Origin of the sequence: Antarcticimicrobium sediminis, assembly GCF_004348975.1 — a bacterium.
Lineage (GTDB): Bacteria > Pseudomonadota > Alphaproteobacteria > Rhodobacterales > Rhodobacteraceae > Antarcticimicrobium > Antarcticimicrobium sediminis.
In genome coordinates this window covers 1-14,065 of record NZ_SMFP01000029.1, presented here as the reverse complement: position 1 = coordinate 14,065, position 14,065 = coordinate 1, and the positions used below count along the sequence as shown (strand labels likewise).

Below are 14,065 nucleotides of genomic sequence, written 5' to 3'. Positions count from 1 at the left end.
GGGGGGGTGTCGATCTCGGCGAGGCTGCCCTGGCCGTGGTTGTTGTCGGAGATGGTGACGTATTTGCCGAGAAGGACATTGTTGCCGATCCTGATGCTGTTGGCCGCTGTGATATGGGCGCCTTCGCCTATCGAGCACTGCGCACCGATGAAAAGAGACGGGGGCGGCGCTGCCGTTTCGGACGAGGGCCAGACGGTCAGCGAACATCCTTTTCCGACGCCGGTGCCGGTGCCGATTGCGATGAACTCCGGCCCGTGCAGAACGAGATCGCTCGACAGAAACACCCCGTCGCCGAGGTGTTTGAACGCATGCCGGTTCCGGGCCGTGAAAGCGATTCCGAGGATCCGGTGACGCCCGAACTGCGCTCGATGCGACAGGAGCGGGAACAAGACGATGCCGAAGACCCGCGCAACGAACCCGACCAATCCGTTTTTTAACATTTCGTGGCCTCGCGGTTGTACGGTCTCGTGTGTAGGCAACGAATAGCACGGATGGTGCAAAAGACGGTTCCAGCGCGACGCAGGAGGTCCGAGGCGCAGGCAAACCTCGTTGCCGTTGACGTACGTTGCATGCAGCACCTTATCGTGGTTCAGGTTCTTTGCAGGGACTTCGTGACAATGAAATACGCAACCTTCAAAGCGGCCTTGGCGGTCACGGCCGGAAAGCGCAGCGTCGACCAGAACCCGGTGTTGTGCAGGATCCGGCGCGCGAGCTGGTCCTGGAAGTCGTTCTCGATTTCTAGGTACAGGCTGGTCACCGCGTGGTGTTCGAGCTCCAACGGTCTGGCGGTCGCATCGTGCATGGCTTCGGGCCGGGTGAGAATGTCGAAAACCCGGGCCTCGAAATCCGCTCGATTGTGCATGGTAGCCTTGATCGCCCGTGCCCGATGCGTCCGCTTTTCCCTGTCTTCGATTAGCTCGGACGCCATTTGCCGGAACCTCTCCACGTCCGTAGTTGTGATCTCCGGGGTCTCGCCTGTGCCGATGATGTCTTCGAGGCGGTTGGTGACGAGATCGGCGCTGGTGAACGAAAGAACGGGCCTCTCGTGAACGGTTGCGAGTTGCGCCATGAGCCCACCGCAGAACGGGTAGGTCGAGAGGTAGATGTCACAGGCCTTGAAGACCGCGTTGATATCCTTGCGGTTGCCGATCAGCATGACCCGGCCGTCGCGAATGTAGCGCTGCAGCTTGTCTTCCAGAATCTTGGTGTGCCCGTTTCCGGCGATCCAGACGATGAGGTCATCGTGATTGTCCAGGAGGTTGGCGATCAGATCGAAGAAATAGCCGCCTCTCCCGTACATCTTGTAGTAGGCGCCGCCGGTGAAAACCACGGTATCGCCGGGCCTGCGGTCAGGCAGGGGGTCTTTGCGGTTGTCTTCGATGATCGGATAGTATGGGTTGAGGATGACGCGGTCGGCGGGAAGACCGCGCTGGGTCGATGTAAGGGTCCGCCCGTATTCGCGGAATTCCAGCGAATAGTCGGTGCAGCTCGTCCCTAACCAGAACGCATGGTCGGTCAGGTTGATCTGGTATTTCACCACGTTAGGCATGGCTCTGAACGCGATGATGGCCTCGACCGCCCAGGGCGTCATGTGCATCATGATCTGCGTCGCTGCGAAGGCCGTTGCCGCGTCGAAGATTTTCCTGGTCTTTTCCACCGGGCCGGAGACATCGTCTAGGTAGAGAACCTCTGCGGCGGACGCCCGCGCAAGTTCTTCGCGCAGTTGTGTCGAGGCGGCCTCGTTGCGATTTTCGCAGATGTACAAAAGCGGAGCCCCGTAGGCCTTGAGCGCGCGGATGTACTGCAGGCTGAGGCCGCGCGCGTCTAGGCCCCAGCTGTCGAAGAAGACGATCCGAGCGCTGTCGCGGGGGGGGGGGGGCATGCCTGGCAGAAGCCGTGCGCTGATCCGGCTGAGAAGGTTCTCCAGTCGGTCGTCCTGATAACGCCAGTTCACGAGATAGGCCAGGTTGGCAGCTTCTCGGATCGTCACCATCGCATCCGCCGGCTTGTCCGCGTCGACCTGGCGCGTCGCTCGGCACACCAGGTGCTCGTAGAAAGCCGTCACGTCCGCCAAGTTGAAGTCGGGAAAGGACCAACCGTTTACCGGGGTTGCCGGCGGCGGTGGCGGCATCTGTCGTTCGGGCGGGGCGAATTTTTTGGTCATGGGTTATACTGGATGGGCCAGCCTATGCGGGTATAAAAAAAGGCCAGACGAGAGGCGAGACGGCCCTTAGGGCCGATCTTGACCAGCACCACGCGCAGCCCGAAAAAGCCGGTAGCCCCAGCCAGAAGCGGCGAGGCCACGGCCGCCGCAAACGGGGCCATCAGCGCCAGCGCCAGCAGCGCTACCGCAAGTCCCGCATGCAGACCCAGAAGGTAAAGGGACAGCGCCTGCCAGCGGAAGCCGATCAAGCGCTTGACGAGCAGAAATACTACGATGAAATAGAAAATGTAACCTGAAACGAAGGCGATCGCCGTTATCAAAAGACCCGTAACAGGCAAGAGTAACCAAACCAAGCTTAGGTATATAATATTGAAACTCAGCTGTGCGATGATGTGAAACCCAGATCGCCCTGAAGCAACTATGCCAAAGCTCATGGCCGAGGCAGCCAGCTTGAACACATTGCCGACGGTCTGCCATTGCAATAGCGCCACGGCAGTCTCGAAGTCTGCCGAATACAGTAGGTTGATCACCCAATGTGCCATCCCGATGAGCAGTAGTAAGACCGGCCCGCCGATCGCTAGGCTGAGCTGCGCTTGATCGTTCATAAGTCGTACTGCCGCAGCCTGGTCGTGGATCACCTCGGTCAGCCGCGGGTAATAATCGGCCACCATCGCCCCCAACAGAAAACCCACATAAGTCATGGTGATGGCCCAAGCGGCAGCAAAATGCCCGGCGGCATCGAGCCCGAGCTCTTGCGATATCCGTCCGCGCACCACCAGCAGCGTCACCGCCGTTGCTATCCCGCCCAGCATGAATGCAAATCCGAGCTTTGCCATGGGCTTCCAGATTTCCCAGGTTTCTTCCAGCGACAGGCGCGCTGCCGTGGGCTTGGGCAGGCGACGCGTGTAGTGCAGGGCGATCAGAACCGCGGCCAGCGGTTGAGCGAGGACAAACCAAATCAGGCCGCTTTCGCCCTGCTGCCAGACAGCGGCAAGGCCGACCAAAGTGCCGAAGAAGGCCCCAAGCACCGTCACACGCCCGAGGTCTACTATCCGACGCATCCCCTGCAGGAGGGCTGTCTGCGCCGCGCCAAGAAGCGACAAAAGAATGGCAACGCCGAGCAGCCCGACCTCTGTCGAGCGCGCAGCGTCTCCGAAAAGCCATGTCGCAAGCGGCGCGCGTAAAAGCCAGACGGCCAACACCGCGAGCGCCCCTTGCACAAGATGAGCGGCAAAGAGAACGCGGCGAACGCGGTTCAGCGTTACCTCTTCCCCGCGCGAGGATGCTATTTCACGAACGCCACTCGAGCCCATGCCAAGGCCCGCTGTTTGCTGGACCACATCCTTCAGGCTGCTGTAAATGCTCAGCAGACCAACACCGCTCGGCCCCAAGAGAACGGCCAGCACCTTAACCCTGACAATCGATATTAGGATATTCATGGCTTGCGCTGAACCGATCACCAGCATGGATCGGATGAGGCCGCGGGAGTTGGATGTTTCAGTCACGTTCATTCAGCATTCTGGAGCTGAGTGATTATTTGGCGGACATGTTCCAGTTTCAGCTGCGGCCCCATGGGCAGACTCAGCACATCTCCCGCCAGCTCGCGGGCGAGGGGCAGTGCGTCCGGCGCGATCCCAAGTGCCGCATAGGCTGTCTGCATATGCGGTGGGATCGGGTAGTGGATGAGCGTACCGATCCCCGCCTTGGTCAGCCGAGCCTGCAACGCCTCCCTGTCAGGTGCGCGCACCACGTAAAGGTGCCAGACCGGCTCTGCCCAATCCGGAACATGGGGCATTATCAGGCCGGTTTCCTTCAACCCTTCGGCATAGGCGGCCGCCACGGCGCGCCGGCGGTCGGTCCACGCGTCCAGCATGGTGAGTTTCACCCGCAGAACAGCAGCCTGCAGCGGGTCGATGCGTGAGTTAACGCCGGCTGTCTCGTTCACATACTTCTGCTTCGAGCCGTAGTTGCGCAACAGTGCCACGCGCTCGGCCAAGGCCGCATCATTCGTGGTAATCGCTCCGGCATCGCCAAGCGCCCCCAGGTTCTTGCCGGGATAAAAGCTCCAGCACACGATATCACTATGCGCGCCGATCCGCCGCCCATTGTAGCGGGCGCCGTGGGCCTGGGCTGCATCCTCGACTACGCGTAGTCCGTGACGACGAGCAATGTCGAGGATCGGGTCGAGATCGGCGGGTTGGCCATAGAGATGCACCGGCAAGAGCGCGCGGGTCCGAGGTGTGATCGCGGCTTCGATCCGCGCGGGGTCCATGTTGAGGGTGGCCGGGTTAGGCTCGACCGGAACCGGGGTGGCTCCCACCTCGGAGACGGCCAGCCAGGTGGCAATATAGGTGTTAGATGGTACGATCACCTCGTCACCCGGCCCGACGTCGAGCGCGCGTAAGGCGAGTACGAGCGCATCAAGACCGTTGGCTACCCCAACCGCATGATCCGCTTCGCAATACGCCGCCCATTCGGTCTCAAACGCCTCTACCTCAGGGCCAAGGATGTACCAACCGCTGTCGAGCACACGCGACACGGCCGCGTCGATTTCTGGCTTGAGCTCGCGGTATGCGGCTCCGAGGTCGAGGAATGGTATCATGTCCGATATCCGAAGTGCGCGCAGACTTCACTGAGTTGGCGTTCGACAATCTGGGCTACGTTCGCGGAAAACTTCTTCTTCCAGCGACCAAACGATGCGGCTTCGAACGTAACACTCCCATCGAAGCCATTGGTGTCGAGGCCCAGAAAACTGCATAGTTCACTCTTTTGAATATCAGGTTCGTACGCGAAATCCTCGAGCCTAAACGACCGAAAGCTCTGTTTTGGCAGGCTCTCTTCAACTTTTATAAGTTCGCGATACTGCCGCTTCAGCCTGTTGAGAATAAGTTCAAGATCACTCGATGCCCATGATTTTTCAGAGTAAGACGCAGCAACGTCCCTTGGATCCCTTACCATGTGCACAACCTTGCCGGTAGGGTATAGCTCTAGCAAGAAATGGGCATAAAGCGCATTAAGTGGCGTGTCGTCGCACCAACTTTGGGCTCCCGCTTCTAGCATTTTAGGTTTGTTCAATGCATTTAGGAAATTTCGGGAATGCTGGAGAAGTTCTTCCCTGTCTGAAGTACTGGGCGAGTAGACTGGTTTGATGAGACCTTCAGTGTCAACAATTCCATATGCGTCCGTTTCTCCTATTACATCGGCAAGAAACTGTTCGACGCAACTATCGTAATGAGAAATTCCATAGCTTGTTCCGACACCGATGAGCGAAAAGTCCCAAAAGGAAAAAGCACGGCAAACTTGCGCAGCGGGAATCCGCTTTTTTGTGATCGAGTAAAGGGCCCTATTAGTGCCGCGATACAAAAAATTTAGTGTTTTGTTTCTGAAACCGGGTGTGCGGATCGTATTTGCCCAACTGATGAACCTAGATATCGCGTAATGATTTCCTTTGTAATCATAGCCTCTGGAAAGGCTCTCTACCAGCGAGCGAACCCCGCTTTCTTCAACGATGAGCTTATTTTCGTGGATCGGCGCCACCAAGGAGCTGTGGGAGTTCAAGTAATCTGCCATTATAGTTGTGCCGGATCTTCCGGTGCCGCCGACAAATATCGGAGAAAACTCATCTTTCATTTTGGTATAAATATCCATGCCTGCAGAGTTTAACACTGTATCAGTAAGTGTGGGAAAATATGAAAATCATGCTCTCGCGTGAGTTAGAAAGGATTCATAATCCCGGAAATAATCCGCCTCATCGTATCGATGTGATGCTAGCACCATGCAAACTGCGCCCTGGCTAAAGGCATCCATTTCGCGCCATACCATGCGACTGATGTAAAGCCCTTTGCGCGGGTCGCGCAGCCAGTATTCAGATTTCGTGTTCCCATCATCGATCTTCATTCTGAAGCTTCCGGAAAGCGCGAACACCACCTGCTCTAAATCCCTATGAGCATGACCCCCACGTTCAGAATCAACCGGCACATTGTACAGGTAATAGACCCGCGCGATATCAAAGGGCAGATGGTTGCCCCCTTCCACGAACGTCAGATCACCACGCGGATCATGAACTTGCGGCAAGTCGATCATGCGGACGCTGCCCTTCGGCGTAGTCGCTGTAGACATGGGTTTATTGCCCCTTTAGTAGCTTTAGAAAAAACGGCCGATCTGCCCGGAACCGCGTTCGAGGATAGTTGAAGTAAATATCCTGATCTGTCCGATGGGTTTCTGCCATCCCGAGGCGGCGGTAAAAGGCTGTGGCGTGGGTATTTTCTACCCGCACATCGACTTTTGCCGATGGCCGATGCAGCGTGTTAAATCCGATGTCAAACGACAGAACGGCGCTTTCTAGTGCGGCCTTGCGCGGCTTGTTGTTGTCCAGAATCCAACTGCCCCATGTGAAACTGTCAGCCTCGATATCGTAGAGCCGCACAAGGCCGCACCGTGTACCGTCCTTCCGCTCGATCACATAGTAAAGCTCTTGCCATGCAGCTTCACGCACTTTGTAACCCTCGATCCATTGCCGTTGATCTTCGACAGTGCCGGTCACTTTGGAAAGGTGACTGTTGTACAAAGGGTTGGTCCGCAGTCTATGCACATAGGCGGCATCCTTTGGCTCAATCAACCGAAGCGTCAAGTTGGGCCCTTCGACATTGTCAATCACAGAAGGATCCATTATAGTTTAAGGGAGATTGTTGTCATTCAGTCAATAAATTTAGCGCGATTTTTGCGGCTTCATTTCTGTGCTGGAGTTGATCTCCACTTCAAGCGCATCAATTTCTTCTTTCAGCGCTTGGTATTCCTCAACTTTTCGTTTTAGAAAGTTCTTCGTGATGTTCGTCTTCTCTTTGATACCTTTCGGCGTCAGGACGTAAGCATACCGCCTTTTATCCTCCGCTGCCGTGAAATTTCCCAATTTCACAAAACCTTTTTCGATGAGCGCATTAAGCACATAGTGCATCCCGCCTACGCTAGCCCCAACTGCCTCCGCCAGCTCACGCTGTGACATCTCAGGGTTCTCCTGCAGGAGGCGAAGCACGCGAAAACGCGTATCCTCCCGAAGCTTGGTGCGCCGGCTCGTCATTTTGGGATTTTCTCAGGCTACCGCACAAGGACTGCCTGTGGGCGCCTTGTGTCGAAGAGTTCGACAAAGTTCGAAAAGTCTCCATCGCTCGGATTCGAACAGATATCTGATGCTGCACGAGCAAACAAGTCGTGAAACGTCATGCAGGAAGTTTTTTGAAGGTGATCGGGCCCAAAGCGCTTTTCATGATGAAACTCAGGGCACCATGGGTCGAAAACAGCGCGTAGCAACCGTCGTCTACCTGGCCTACTTGGGCTGGGCAGCCACGCAAAGAGGTGGTCGCGAGATTTCGGACCAGTTGCTAAGCTGTAGCGACTGACGAAGGAATACCCCAGATGACGAAGCGGAAACGCTATTCGGCGGAGTTCAAGGCCAAGGTTGCGCTTGAAGCCATCCGTGAAGAGTTGACGACGGCCGAGTTGGCCAAGAAGTACGGCGTCCATCCGACCATGATCAGCGGATGGAAGAGAGCGGCGATTGAGAACATGGCATCGGCATTTGGCGGTGCGGCATCGTCTGCGCCGGCGATTTCCGAGAAGGATGTCGAGAAGCTGCACGCCAAGATCGGTCAGTTGGTCGTGGAACGCGATTTTTTGTCGGAAGCCTCCAGTCTCATCCTCGGCACTGGAGGCAGAAAGCGGTGAAGCAGGATCATCCCGATCTCAGCGTCCGGCGGCAGTGCAGCCTGCTGTCGCTGGCACGCTCCAGCCTCTACTATCACCCGCGCGGAGAAAGCCCCGAGAACCTGGCGTTCATGAAAATCATCGATCGGCAGTTCCTGGAAACGCCATGGTACGGCTCGCGGCAAATGGCCCGCCACATGCAGCGAGAGGGACACAGATGCGGGCGCCACCGGGTGCGGCGACTGATGAGGCTCATGCGGTTGGTGCCGATTTACCAAGAACCGAAGACGAGCAAGAAACACCCGGAACACAAGATTTACCCGTACCTTCTCAAAGGCTTGGCCATCACCCGACCCAATCAGGTCTGGTGTACGGACATCAGCTATATCCCGATGCGCCGGGGCTTCCTGTACCTCGTGGCGGTCATGGACTGGCACAGCCGGAAAGTTCTGAGTTGGCGGCTGTCGAACAGCATGGATACCGGGTTCTGCGTCGAGGCACTGAAGGAGGCGCTGGCCAGATACGGCCCGCCAGAAATCTTCAACTCCGACCAGGGCTCGCAGTTCACCAGCGTCGACTTCACCGATGTCCTGAATGATGCCAAGGTGAAGATCTCGATGGACGGCCGTGGGCGCTGGATCGATAATCGGATGATCGAGCGCTTCTGGCGGTCCCTAAAATACGAGTGTGTCTACCTGAACGCCTTCGAGACCGGCTCGGAGGCCCGACGCGGGATCGGCACTTGGATCAGCTACTACAATGAAAAACGCCCGCACTCATCGCATGGGCTGCTGACGCCGGGCGAGGCATATGATAGTCGGGCCCCGAACCTGAAAGCCGCCGCCTGAAATGAAACCAATGCGATAGCTTAGCCCGGCGGCAAACTGGTCGAAAATCCAGGACCACCTCTGGTTCTGTTGTGTTCCGCAAGAAATTGTCGCGCCCTCAGCTTACCGCATTCCTGAGTGAGCTTCCAAAGTGCGTTGTTGCGATGGAGGCTTGCGCCACATCCCATTATTGGGGGCGTGAAATTGGCAAGCTTGGCCACGAGACGCGTCTTATCCCACCTGTTTACGTTAAGCCGTTTGTGAAGCGTCAAAAGAACGACGCAAATGACGCAGAAGCTATCGCGGAGGCGGCATCGCGCCCGACGATGCGCTACGTCTCGGTTAAAAGCGCAGAACAACAGGCGCAGGGCATGGTCTTTCGAACACGAGATTTATTTGTCCGCCAACGCTCCCAGTTGGTAAACGCTTTGCGGGGTCATTTAGCAGAGTACGGTGTCGTCGTCGCTCAAGGGATGGTTCAGTTTAGACGTATGATAACCAGCTTTGATGAAGTCGCGGTTGACCTGCCCGCGCAAATTCTAAGCCTTTGCAAGGCATACATTGATCAGATCGCTCTTTTTGACGAAAGGATTGTGGTGCTGGATCACGAGATCAAAGGCCGAGCAAAAACAGATGAAGCAACATCACGGCTTATGACAATCCCCGGAGTTGGGCCTATGTGTGCTACGACCATTCAGGCCTTCGCGCCACCAATGGAAGAATTTTCTAATGGGCGTGAGTTTGCAGCTTGGTGCGGGCTTGTACCAAGGCAGAAGTCGACCGGTGGGCGACAAATCCTGGGTAGAACCTCAAAAATGGGACAGCGCGATATAAGGCGATTGCTGATCACAGGCGCAATGGCCGTCATCCGCTGGGCCATCCGGAAAGGTCCACCACCTGGATCATGGCTTGCCAAGATGCTGGCTCGCAAGCCTCGTATGCTGGTGGCGACGGCACTGGCAAACAAGCTTGCCCGTACTGTTTGGGCGTTAACAACCACAAAAGAGAACTATCGAATTCCACCGCTGGCTGCATAAGCTTTGCACTATGCGTTGGAGTAAACCGGCAATGTGAGAAGGGCGAAGGAAAGTAAGGGACAACGGTCATAAGACGGGGTTGGGGAAACCAGATAGAAGCCAGGAGCCTTGTGCTCGCATCAACGATTTGGACCCGATCCACGGACACCATACAGGCCAGCGGCGTGTGAAAGCCGCATTCAAAGGCCGGACACACGACTGCACTGATCACTTGTTCCAAGCAATCTGAAAAACTTATTGCATTGAAAGGGGCATCCACACACGGCTTCTACAATCCACGTCGCCGACACTCAGCATTGGGCTGGAAAAGCCCCGTCGCCTTCGAACGGAAAACGGCTTAAACGAGCACCGGGAGCGGCACGAAAACGGGACAGGTCCAATGCGCTACTGGCCTGGTTTTGCGCCGCCACGTGGCCGGTTTTTACTCCGCCATTGACATTCATGGGGGCAACTGTGTTCTTGTCAGAGCCTGATCGTCTGTCTGTGTCGGATCATCGCGTTGAGGATGACGAGCAATTGTCGGGCGGCGGCGATGAGGATTGTCTTCGGGGCTTTTCCGGCTGCGCGCATTCGGTCGCGTAGCGCGATCAAGGCCGGGACCCGACGTGTGGCGGTGAGTGCGGCGATGTAGAGAGCCTCCCGGACCTTGCGCCTGCCGCCCCAGATGCGGCGCGCGCCCTTCCACGTGCCACTTTCGCGGGCGTGTGGAGCCAGACCAGCCAGAGACGCGATACGGCGCCGATCAAGGTGCGCGAGTTCAGGCAATTCGCCGAGCAGCGTGGCGAGCACTGTCGGCCCGATGCCCGGCACTTGAGACAATAGCCGGGCCTGCTCCTTGAGCTGCGGGCTGGCCGCGATGATCGCGGCAATCCGCTTGTCGAGCTTGGCGATCCTCCGGTCGAACAGCGCGATCAGGCTGTCAATGTCGCGCAGGATCTCGGGATGTCCGGCGCTGTGCCTGCGCAGTTTCTCGGCCTTGCGGGCCTCGACAAACTGCTTGCGACGCCTGAGAAAGCCCGCGAGTTTCCTGCGCTCGGGCTCCTGTGGTGGCGTCGGGGAAAGCGGCATGCACTGGCCCATTGTTGCCAGCACCCGGGCATCGACGCGGTCGGTCTTGGCCAGAACGCCCAGGGCGCGCGCGAACTCGCGGGCCTAGCGGGGATTGACCCGCGCATAAGCGATGCGGCGGGTGTCGAGGGCAGCCATGACTGCGCCGTCGCATCCACTGGTCGCTTCGAACACCACTAATGTGGAAGGATCAATCGTGTCAGCCCATTTGCCGACTGCAGCGGGGGTATTCCTGATCTGCGAGGTGGTCGGCCCCGCATCGACACAAAGGTCGAGGAAGGCACGGGAAAGATCGCAGCCAATGATGATTGGTGGCATGGTAAAAGCTCCTGTCCATGTCATGCGGGCTCATAGCAACGGCCCAAGCAACTGTTCAGGTTGATGACGACACGGAGGGGGCCCTTGCTCCCAAACGGGGTGATGCCCAAGGGGGGGACGGGCTCCCCTCCGCAACCACACTATGCCATATCTTTGCCAGACAGGGGGGGGGATGTCGCCCAATCCCCGAAGGTGATGTCAGACGGCACCGGTGTATTCGCCGCGGGCCGGGTAATCTTTCTCGATGGCGAAATCGACGGCCTTGACCAGTTCGGAGAAGTGCGGGCGCACGAAGGGCATGGTCTGGACCGAGCCGTAATAGAGCGTTTTCTCTGGCGTGACGAGGAACAGGCCGGGTTCGGAGAACAGGGCTGGTTCCTCGATCCCGATGGAGGTCTTGCCGCGCGAGGTAGAGATATAAAGGCCCCATTCCTTTGCCTTGGCCAACGGCAGATCATACCCGAACCGCAGCGTGTCGGCACCGATCTTTTCTGCCATTGCGCGGGTGCGCTCTTCGCCGTCGGAACTGATCGCGATGGTGTTGACGCCGCGCTCGGCGAACTCGGCGACGCGCATCTGGAGTTCGCTCAGGTAGTTGGCGCAGATCGGGCAATGAAGGCCGCGGTAGAAACAGATCACCGTTCCGCGTTCAGAGACTTCGGAGGACAGATCAAAGGTCCCGTTTTTCAGCGTCGGCAGAGTCAGGTCGGGGGTCTTCTTGCGGGGGATAAGCATGGATTACCTCTTGTTGGAGTGTGTCATCGGGGTGTATTTCAGATATTACTATCACAATAATCCGAGAAATCAGACCAAAACGCCGATATGCCCCGAGCAGACCGACTGACCACACTGATTTCACGCTTCACGCTGAAGGTGCTGCCGGCGCCTTTGGACGAGGCGACGCTGGTGGTCACATCCGGTGATGATGACGGCCCGAGCAAGGCGGTGTTCCTGCCGCGCCAGTGCGGGTTTGACATTGCACCAGGCCGGGTATTGGTCGCGGCCTTGGTCGATTGGGGCGGGATCTCCAACCCGCTGGTCTCCGCTCTGCCGCCGGTGATCGAGGTGGACCTGACCCGTGACGCCGAGACCATGGCGATTGCCCAGCTGATGAAGACCGAGATCGCGGCGCAGCGCTGCGGCGCGGCCTCGGTGGTGAACCGGCTGGGCGAGGTTCTGGTGGTGCGTATCCTGCGCGGGCAGATCGAGGCTGGCTCGACACGACCCGGGGTTCTGGCAGGGCTGTCGGACCCACGGATCAGCCGGGCCATCGTGGCGATCCATGACCGACCCGGGCGTAACTGGCGCAACGAGGATCTGGCGGATCTCGCGGGGCTGTCGCGCAGCCGCTTTGCCGAGATGTTCCTGACCGCCGTGGGCGAGCCGCCAGCCGCTTATCTGCGCAAATGGCGGCTGACGCTGGCCCGGCAGGACGTGGAAAAGGGCCACCGCGTCGATGCGATTGCGCGCCGTTACGGCTATGGTTCGCCCGAGGGGTTCACCCGCGCTTTCCGCAAGCAGTTCGGTGCGCTGCCGATTACCTTGCGGCCCAAGCCCTCCGCGTGATCGGGCCGCCTGTGTCGGTCCGTTATCGCAAAACCAGATAGTAAACATCAGAAAGTTTCATTTTTTCCGCTGGCCTTGCTGCGTCACACTGATGTGGGAAGCCAAGGGAGGACCTCCATGAAACTGTCGTTTTTCACGATGCCGATTCATCCGCTGGGCAAGCCGTTTGCGCAAAGCATTGCCGAAGACCGCGAGGCGTTCATTCTGGCGGACAAACTGGGATATGCCGAAGCCTATTGCGGTGAACACACCACCGATCAGGCAGAGATCATCACCTCCTGCGTCGCCTTTCTTGCCAGCCTCGCCTATGAGACCAAGAACATTCGCCTTGGCACCGGCACCGTGAACATGCCGAACTCTCACCCCGCCCGCATCGCAGCGGAAGTGGCGATGCTGGATCACATGCTGGAAGGGCGGCTGAATTTCGGCATATCCCCCGGAGGGTTGATGTCGGACGCCGAAATTTTCGGTTCGATCGACAAGGATCGAAACGCGATGTTCGTCGAGAGCATCAACATGGTGTTGGATATCTGGGCGGGCGAGGCTCCGTATAATCTCAAGGGCGACTTCTGGGAGGTCTCGACCGAGCGCACCATGATGCGCGACATCGGTCAGGGTGATATCATGAAGCCGTTTCAGGCCCCGCATCCGCCCATCGTCGGCACCGCCGTGGCGCCGTTCTCGCAGGGCGTCAGCGCCATGGCCGAACGTGGCTGGCAGCCGATCTCGGGCAACTTCCTGCTGCCAAAATGGGCCGCGACCCATTGGCCGAAATATGTTGAAGGCTGCGAAAAGGGGGGATTCACCCCCGATTACGCCGACTGGCGCGTGGCCAGGAATATCTGCGTCGCCGACGATATGGAGACCGCGCGGGCCTATGCGCGCGATCCGGGGAGCCCTTACGTGCTGTATTATTCGCAACTGCTGACCAAGCTGCGCGCGGGCAAACGGCTGAACCTCTTCAAAGAGGATCAGAACATGCACGACGACGAGGTGACGTTGGATTACGTGCTGGACCGGCTGGTGATCCATGGCGACCCGGACTCGGTGGCCGACCAGATCCTTGCCCTGCGCGAGGAAACCGGGCCGTTCAAACACCTAGTCTATGCCGGCCATGACTGGACCGACTATGACCTTGGTCGCAAGGGGATGATCCTGATGGCCGAAAAGGTGATGCCGATCCTGACCGAAGCGACCAAGGCGGAACCTACCGCGACCGCCGTCGCCGCCTGAGGGCAACACGGGCGCGGCGGAAACCGCCGGTCCGTTCCAACCGGGAGGAGATGAGACATGACCGAAGTGATGAGCAAACCCGCGATCGACCCCAAGGCCTTTCGCCGGGCGCTTGGCAACTTTGCCACGGGGGTGACGATCATCACCGCCTG

General features: G+C 58.2%; 14 protein-coding genes and 1 pseudogene. 5 read left to right on the top strand and 10 right to left on the bottom strand.

Translation table 11 applies throughout. The features are described 5' to 3' along the window. On the top strand, positions 1–437 hold a 437-nt coding region (locus E1B25_RS22405; protein ID WP_206338608.1), incomplete at its 5' end, for a hypothetical protein. A gap of 152 nt (positions 438–589) precedes the next feature. Here the strand turns inward: E1B25_RS22405 and E1B25_RS21075 are convergent. From E1B25_RS21075 to E1B25_RS21045, 7 genes are read right to left on the bottom strand one after another with little or no spacing between them, the layout of a single operon-like run. Then, positions 590–2,164 (bottom strand): glycosyltransferase family protein, encoded by a 1,575-nt coding sequence (locus tag E1B25_RS21075; RefSeq protein ID WP_132831550.1) that lies wholly within the window; start codon positions 2,162–2,164, stop codon positions 590–592. Beyond that, the gene (locus E1B25_RS21070) at positions 2,161–3,630 is read right to left on the bottom strand and encodes an O-antigen translocase (protein WP_206338607.1); all 1,470 of its coding nucleotides are present in this window, start codon (positions 3,628–3,630) and stop codon (positions 2,161–2,163) included. The genes E1B25_RS21075 and E1B25_RS21070 overlap by 4 nt, the downstream gene beginning before the upstream one ends. Positions 3,631–3,671: 41 nt before the next feature. Beyond that, the gene (locus tag E1B25_RS21065) at positions 3,672–4,766 is read right to left on the bottom strand and encodes a DegT/DnrJ/EryC1/StrS family aminotransferase (RefSeq protein WP_132831548.1); all 1,095 of its coding nucleotides are present in this window, start codon (positions 4,764–4,766) and stop codon (positions 3,672–3,674) included. Next, positions 4,763–5,812, bottom strand: a complete 1,050-nt coding sequence (locus E1B25_RS21060; RefSeq protein ID WP_132831547.1) for a sulfotransferase family protein — start codon at positions 5,810–5,812, stop codon at positions 4,763–4,765. The genes E1B25_RS21065 and E1B25_RS21060 overlap by 4 nt, the downstream gene beginning before the upstream one ends. A 48-nt stretch (positions 5,813–5,860) precedes the next feature. Beyond that, positions 5,861–6,247 (bottom strand): sugar 3,4-ketoisomerase, encoded by a 387-nt coding sequence (locus E1B25_RS21055; protein ID WP_245510810.1) that lies wholly within the window; start codon positions 6,245–6,247, stop codon positions 5,861–5,863. 40 nt (positions 6,248–6,287) lie between these two features. Next, entirely contained in the window at positions 6,288–6,821 is a 534-nt protein-coding gene (locus E1B25_RS21050; protein ID WP_245510809.1) for a GNAT family N-acetyltransferase, read from the bottom strand. 51 nt (positions 6,822–6,872) lie between these two features. Beyond that, positions 6,873–7,241 (bottom strand): MarR family EPS-associated transcriptional regulator, encoded by a 369-nt coding sequence (locus E1B25_RS21045; protein ID WP_132831544.1) that lies wholly within the window; start codon positions 7,239–7,241, stop codon positions 6,873–6,875. Between the two features lie 335 nt (positions 7,242–7,576). Between E1B25_RS21045 and E1B25_RS21040 the strand changes: the two genes are divergently transcribed. Then, a protein-coding gene (locus tag E1B25_RS21040) for an IS3 family transposase (RefSeq protein ID WP_245510807.1) occupies positions 7,577–8,712 on the top strand; the annotation gives its coding sequence in 2 pieces (ribosomal slippage) (positions 7,577–7,844 and positions 7,844–8,712; 1,137 coding nt in all). A 20-nt stretch (positions 8,713–8,732) separates the two neighbouring features. Next, a pseudogene (locus E1B25_RS21035) lies at positions 8,733–9,728 on the top strand (IS110 family RNA-guided transposase); the annotation flags it as partial. A 462-nt stretch (positions 9,729–10,190) separates the two neighbouring features. Here the strand turns inward: E1B25_RS21035 and E1B25_RS21030 are convergent. The 3 genes from E1B25_RS21030 to E1B25_RS21020 all read right to left on the bottom strand — a co-directional run bounded on the left by E1B25_RS21030 (position 10,191) and on the right by E1B25_RS21020 (position 11,849). Further along, the gene (locus tag E1B25_RS21030) at positions 10,191–10,796 is read right to left on the bottom strand and encodes a transposase (protein ID WP_165937715.1); all 606 of its coding nucleotides are present in this window, start codon (positions 10,794–10,796) and stop codon (positions 10,191–10,193) included. 84 nt (positions 10,797–10,880) lie between these two features. Further along, positions 10,881–11,114: a hypothetical protein gene (locus E1B25_RS21025; protein ID WP_165937714.1), complete on the bottom strand. Its 234-nt coding sequence runs from the start codon at positions 11,112–11,114 to the stop codon at positions 10,881–10,883. 198 nt (positions 11,115–11,312) lie between these two features. After that, positions 11,313–11,849 (bottom strand): peroxiredoxin-like family protein, encoded by a 537-nt coding sequence (locus tag E1B25_RS21020; protein ID WP_132831540.1) that lies wholly within the window; start codon positions 11,847–11,849, stop codon positions 11,313–11,315. A gap of 87 nt (positions 11,850–11,936) precedes the next feature. Here E1B25_RS21020 and E1B25_RS21015 point away from each other — a divergent pair, with 87 nt between their 5' ends. Together E1B25_RS21015 and E1B25_RS21010 are read left to right on the top strand one after the other, a co-directional pair. Further along, complete coding sequence (locus tag E1B25_RS21015; protein ID WP_132831539.1) at positions 11,937–12,680, top strand: AraC family transcriptional regulator; 744 nt, start codon at positions 11,937–11,939, stop codon at positions 12,678–12,680. A gap of 117 nt (positions 12,681–12,797) precedes the next feature. After that, positions 12,798–13,913 (top strand): LLM class flavin-dependent oxidoreductase, encoded by a 1,116-nt coding sequence (locus tag E1B25_RS21010; RefSeq protein ID WP_132831538.1) that lies wholly within the window; start codon positions 12,798–12,800, stop codon positions 13,911–13,913. Positions 13,914–14,065: the final 152 nt, after the last annotated feature.

Bases quoted from the DNA above. Each gene is read 5' to 3' on its own strand.
- E1B25_RS21065 (WP_132831548.1), bottom strand. From the start codon at position 4,766: ATGATACCATTCCTCGACCTCGGAGCCGCATACCGCGAGCTCAAGCCA.
- E1B25_RS21075 (WP_132831550.1), bottom strand. From the start codon at position 2,164: ATGACCAAAAAATTCGCCCCGCCCGAACGACAGATGCCGCCACCGCCG.
- E1B25_RS21015 (WP_132831539.1), top strand. From the start codon at position 11,937: ATGCCCCGAGCAGACCGACTGACCACACTGATTTCACGCTTCACGCTG.
- E1B25_RS21025 (WP_165937714.1), bottom strand. From the start codon at position 11,114: ATGCCACCAATCATCATTGGCTGCGATCTTTCCCGTGCCTTCCTCGAC.
- E1B25_RS21010 (WP_132831538.1), top strand. From the start codon at position 12,798: ATGAAACTGTCGTTTTTCACGATGCCGATTCATCCGCTGGGCAAGCCG.
- E1B25_RS21070 (WP_206338607.1), bottom strand. From the start codon at position 3,630: ATGCTGGTGATCGGTTCAGCGCAAGCCATGAATATCCTAATATCGATT.
- E1B25_RS21030 (WP_165937715.1), bottom strand. From the start codon at position 10,796: ATGCCGCTTTCCCCGACGCCACCACAGGAGCCCGAGCGCAGGAAACTC.
- E1B25_RS21060 (WP_132831547.1), bottom strand. From the start codon at position 5,812: ATGGATATTTATACCAAAATGAAAGATGAGTTTTCTCCGATATTTGTC.
- E1B25_RS21045 (WP_132831544.1), bottom strand. From the start codon at position 7,241: ATGACGAGCCGGCGCACCAAGCTTCGGGAGGATACGCGTTTTCGCGTG.
- E1B25_RS21020 (WP_132831540.1), bottom strand. From the start codon at position 11,849: ATGCTTATCCCCCGCAAGAAGACCCCCGACCTGACTCTGCCGACGCTG.
- E1B25_RS21055 (WP_245510810.1), bottom strand. From the start codon at position 6,247: ATGATCGACTTGCCGCAAGTTCATGATCCGCGTGGTGATCTGACGTTC.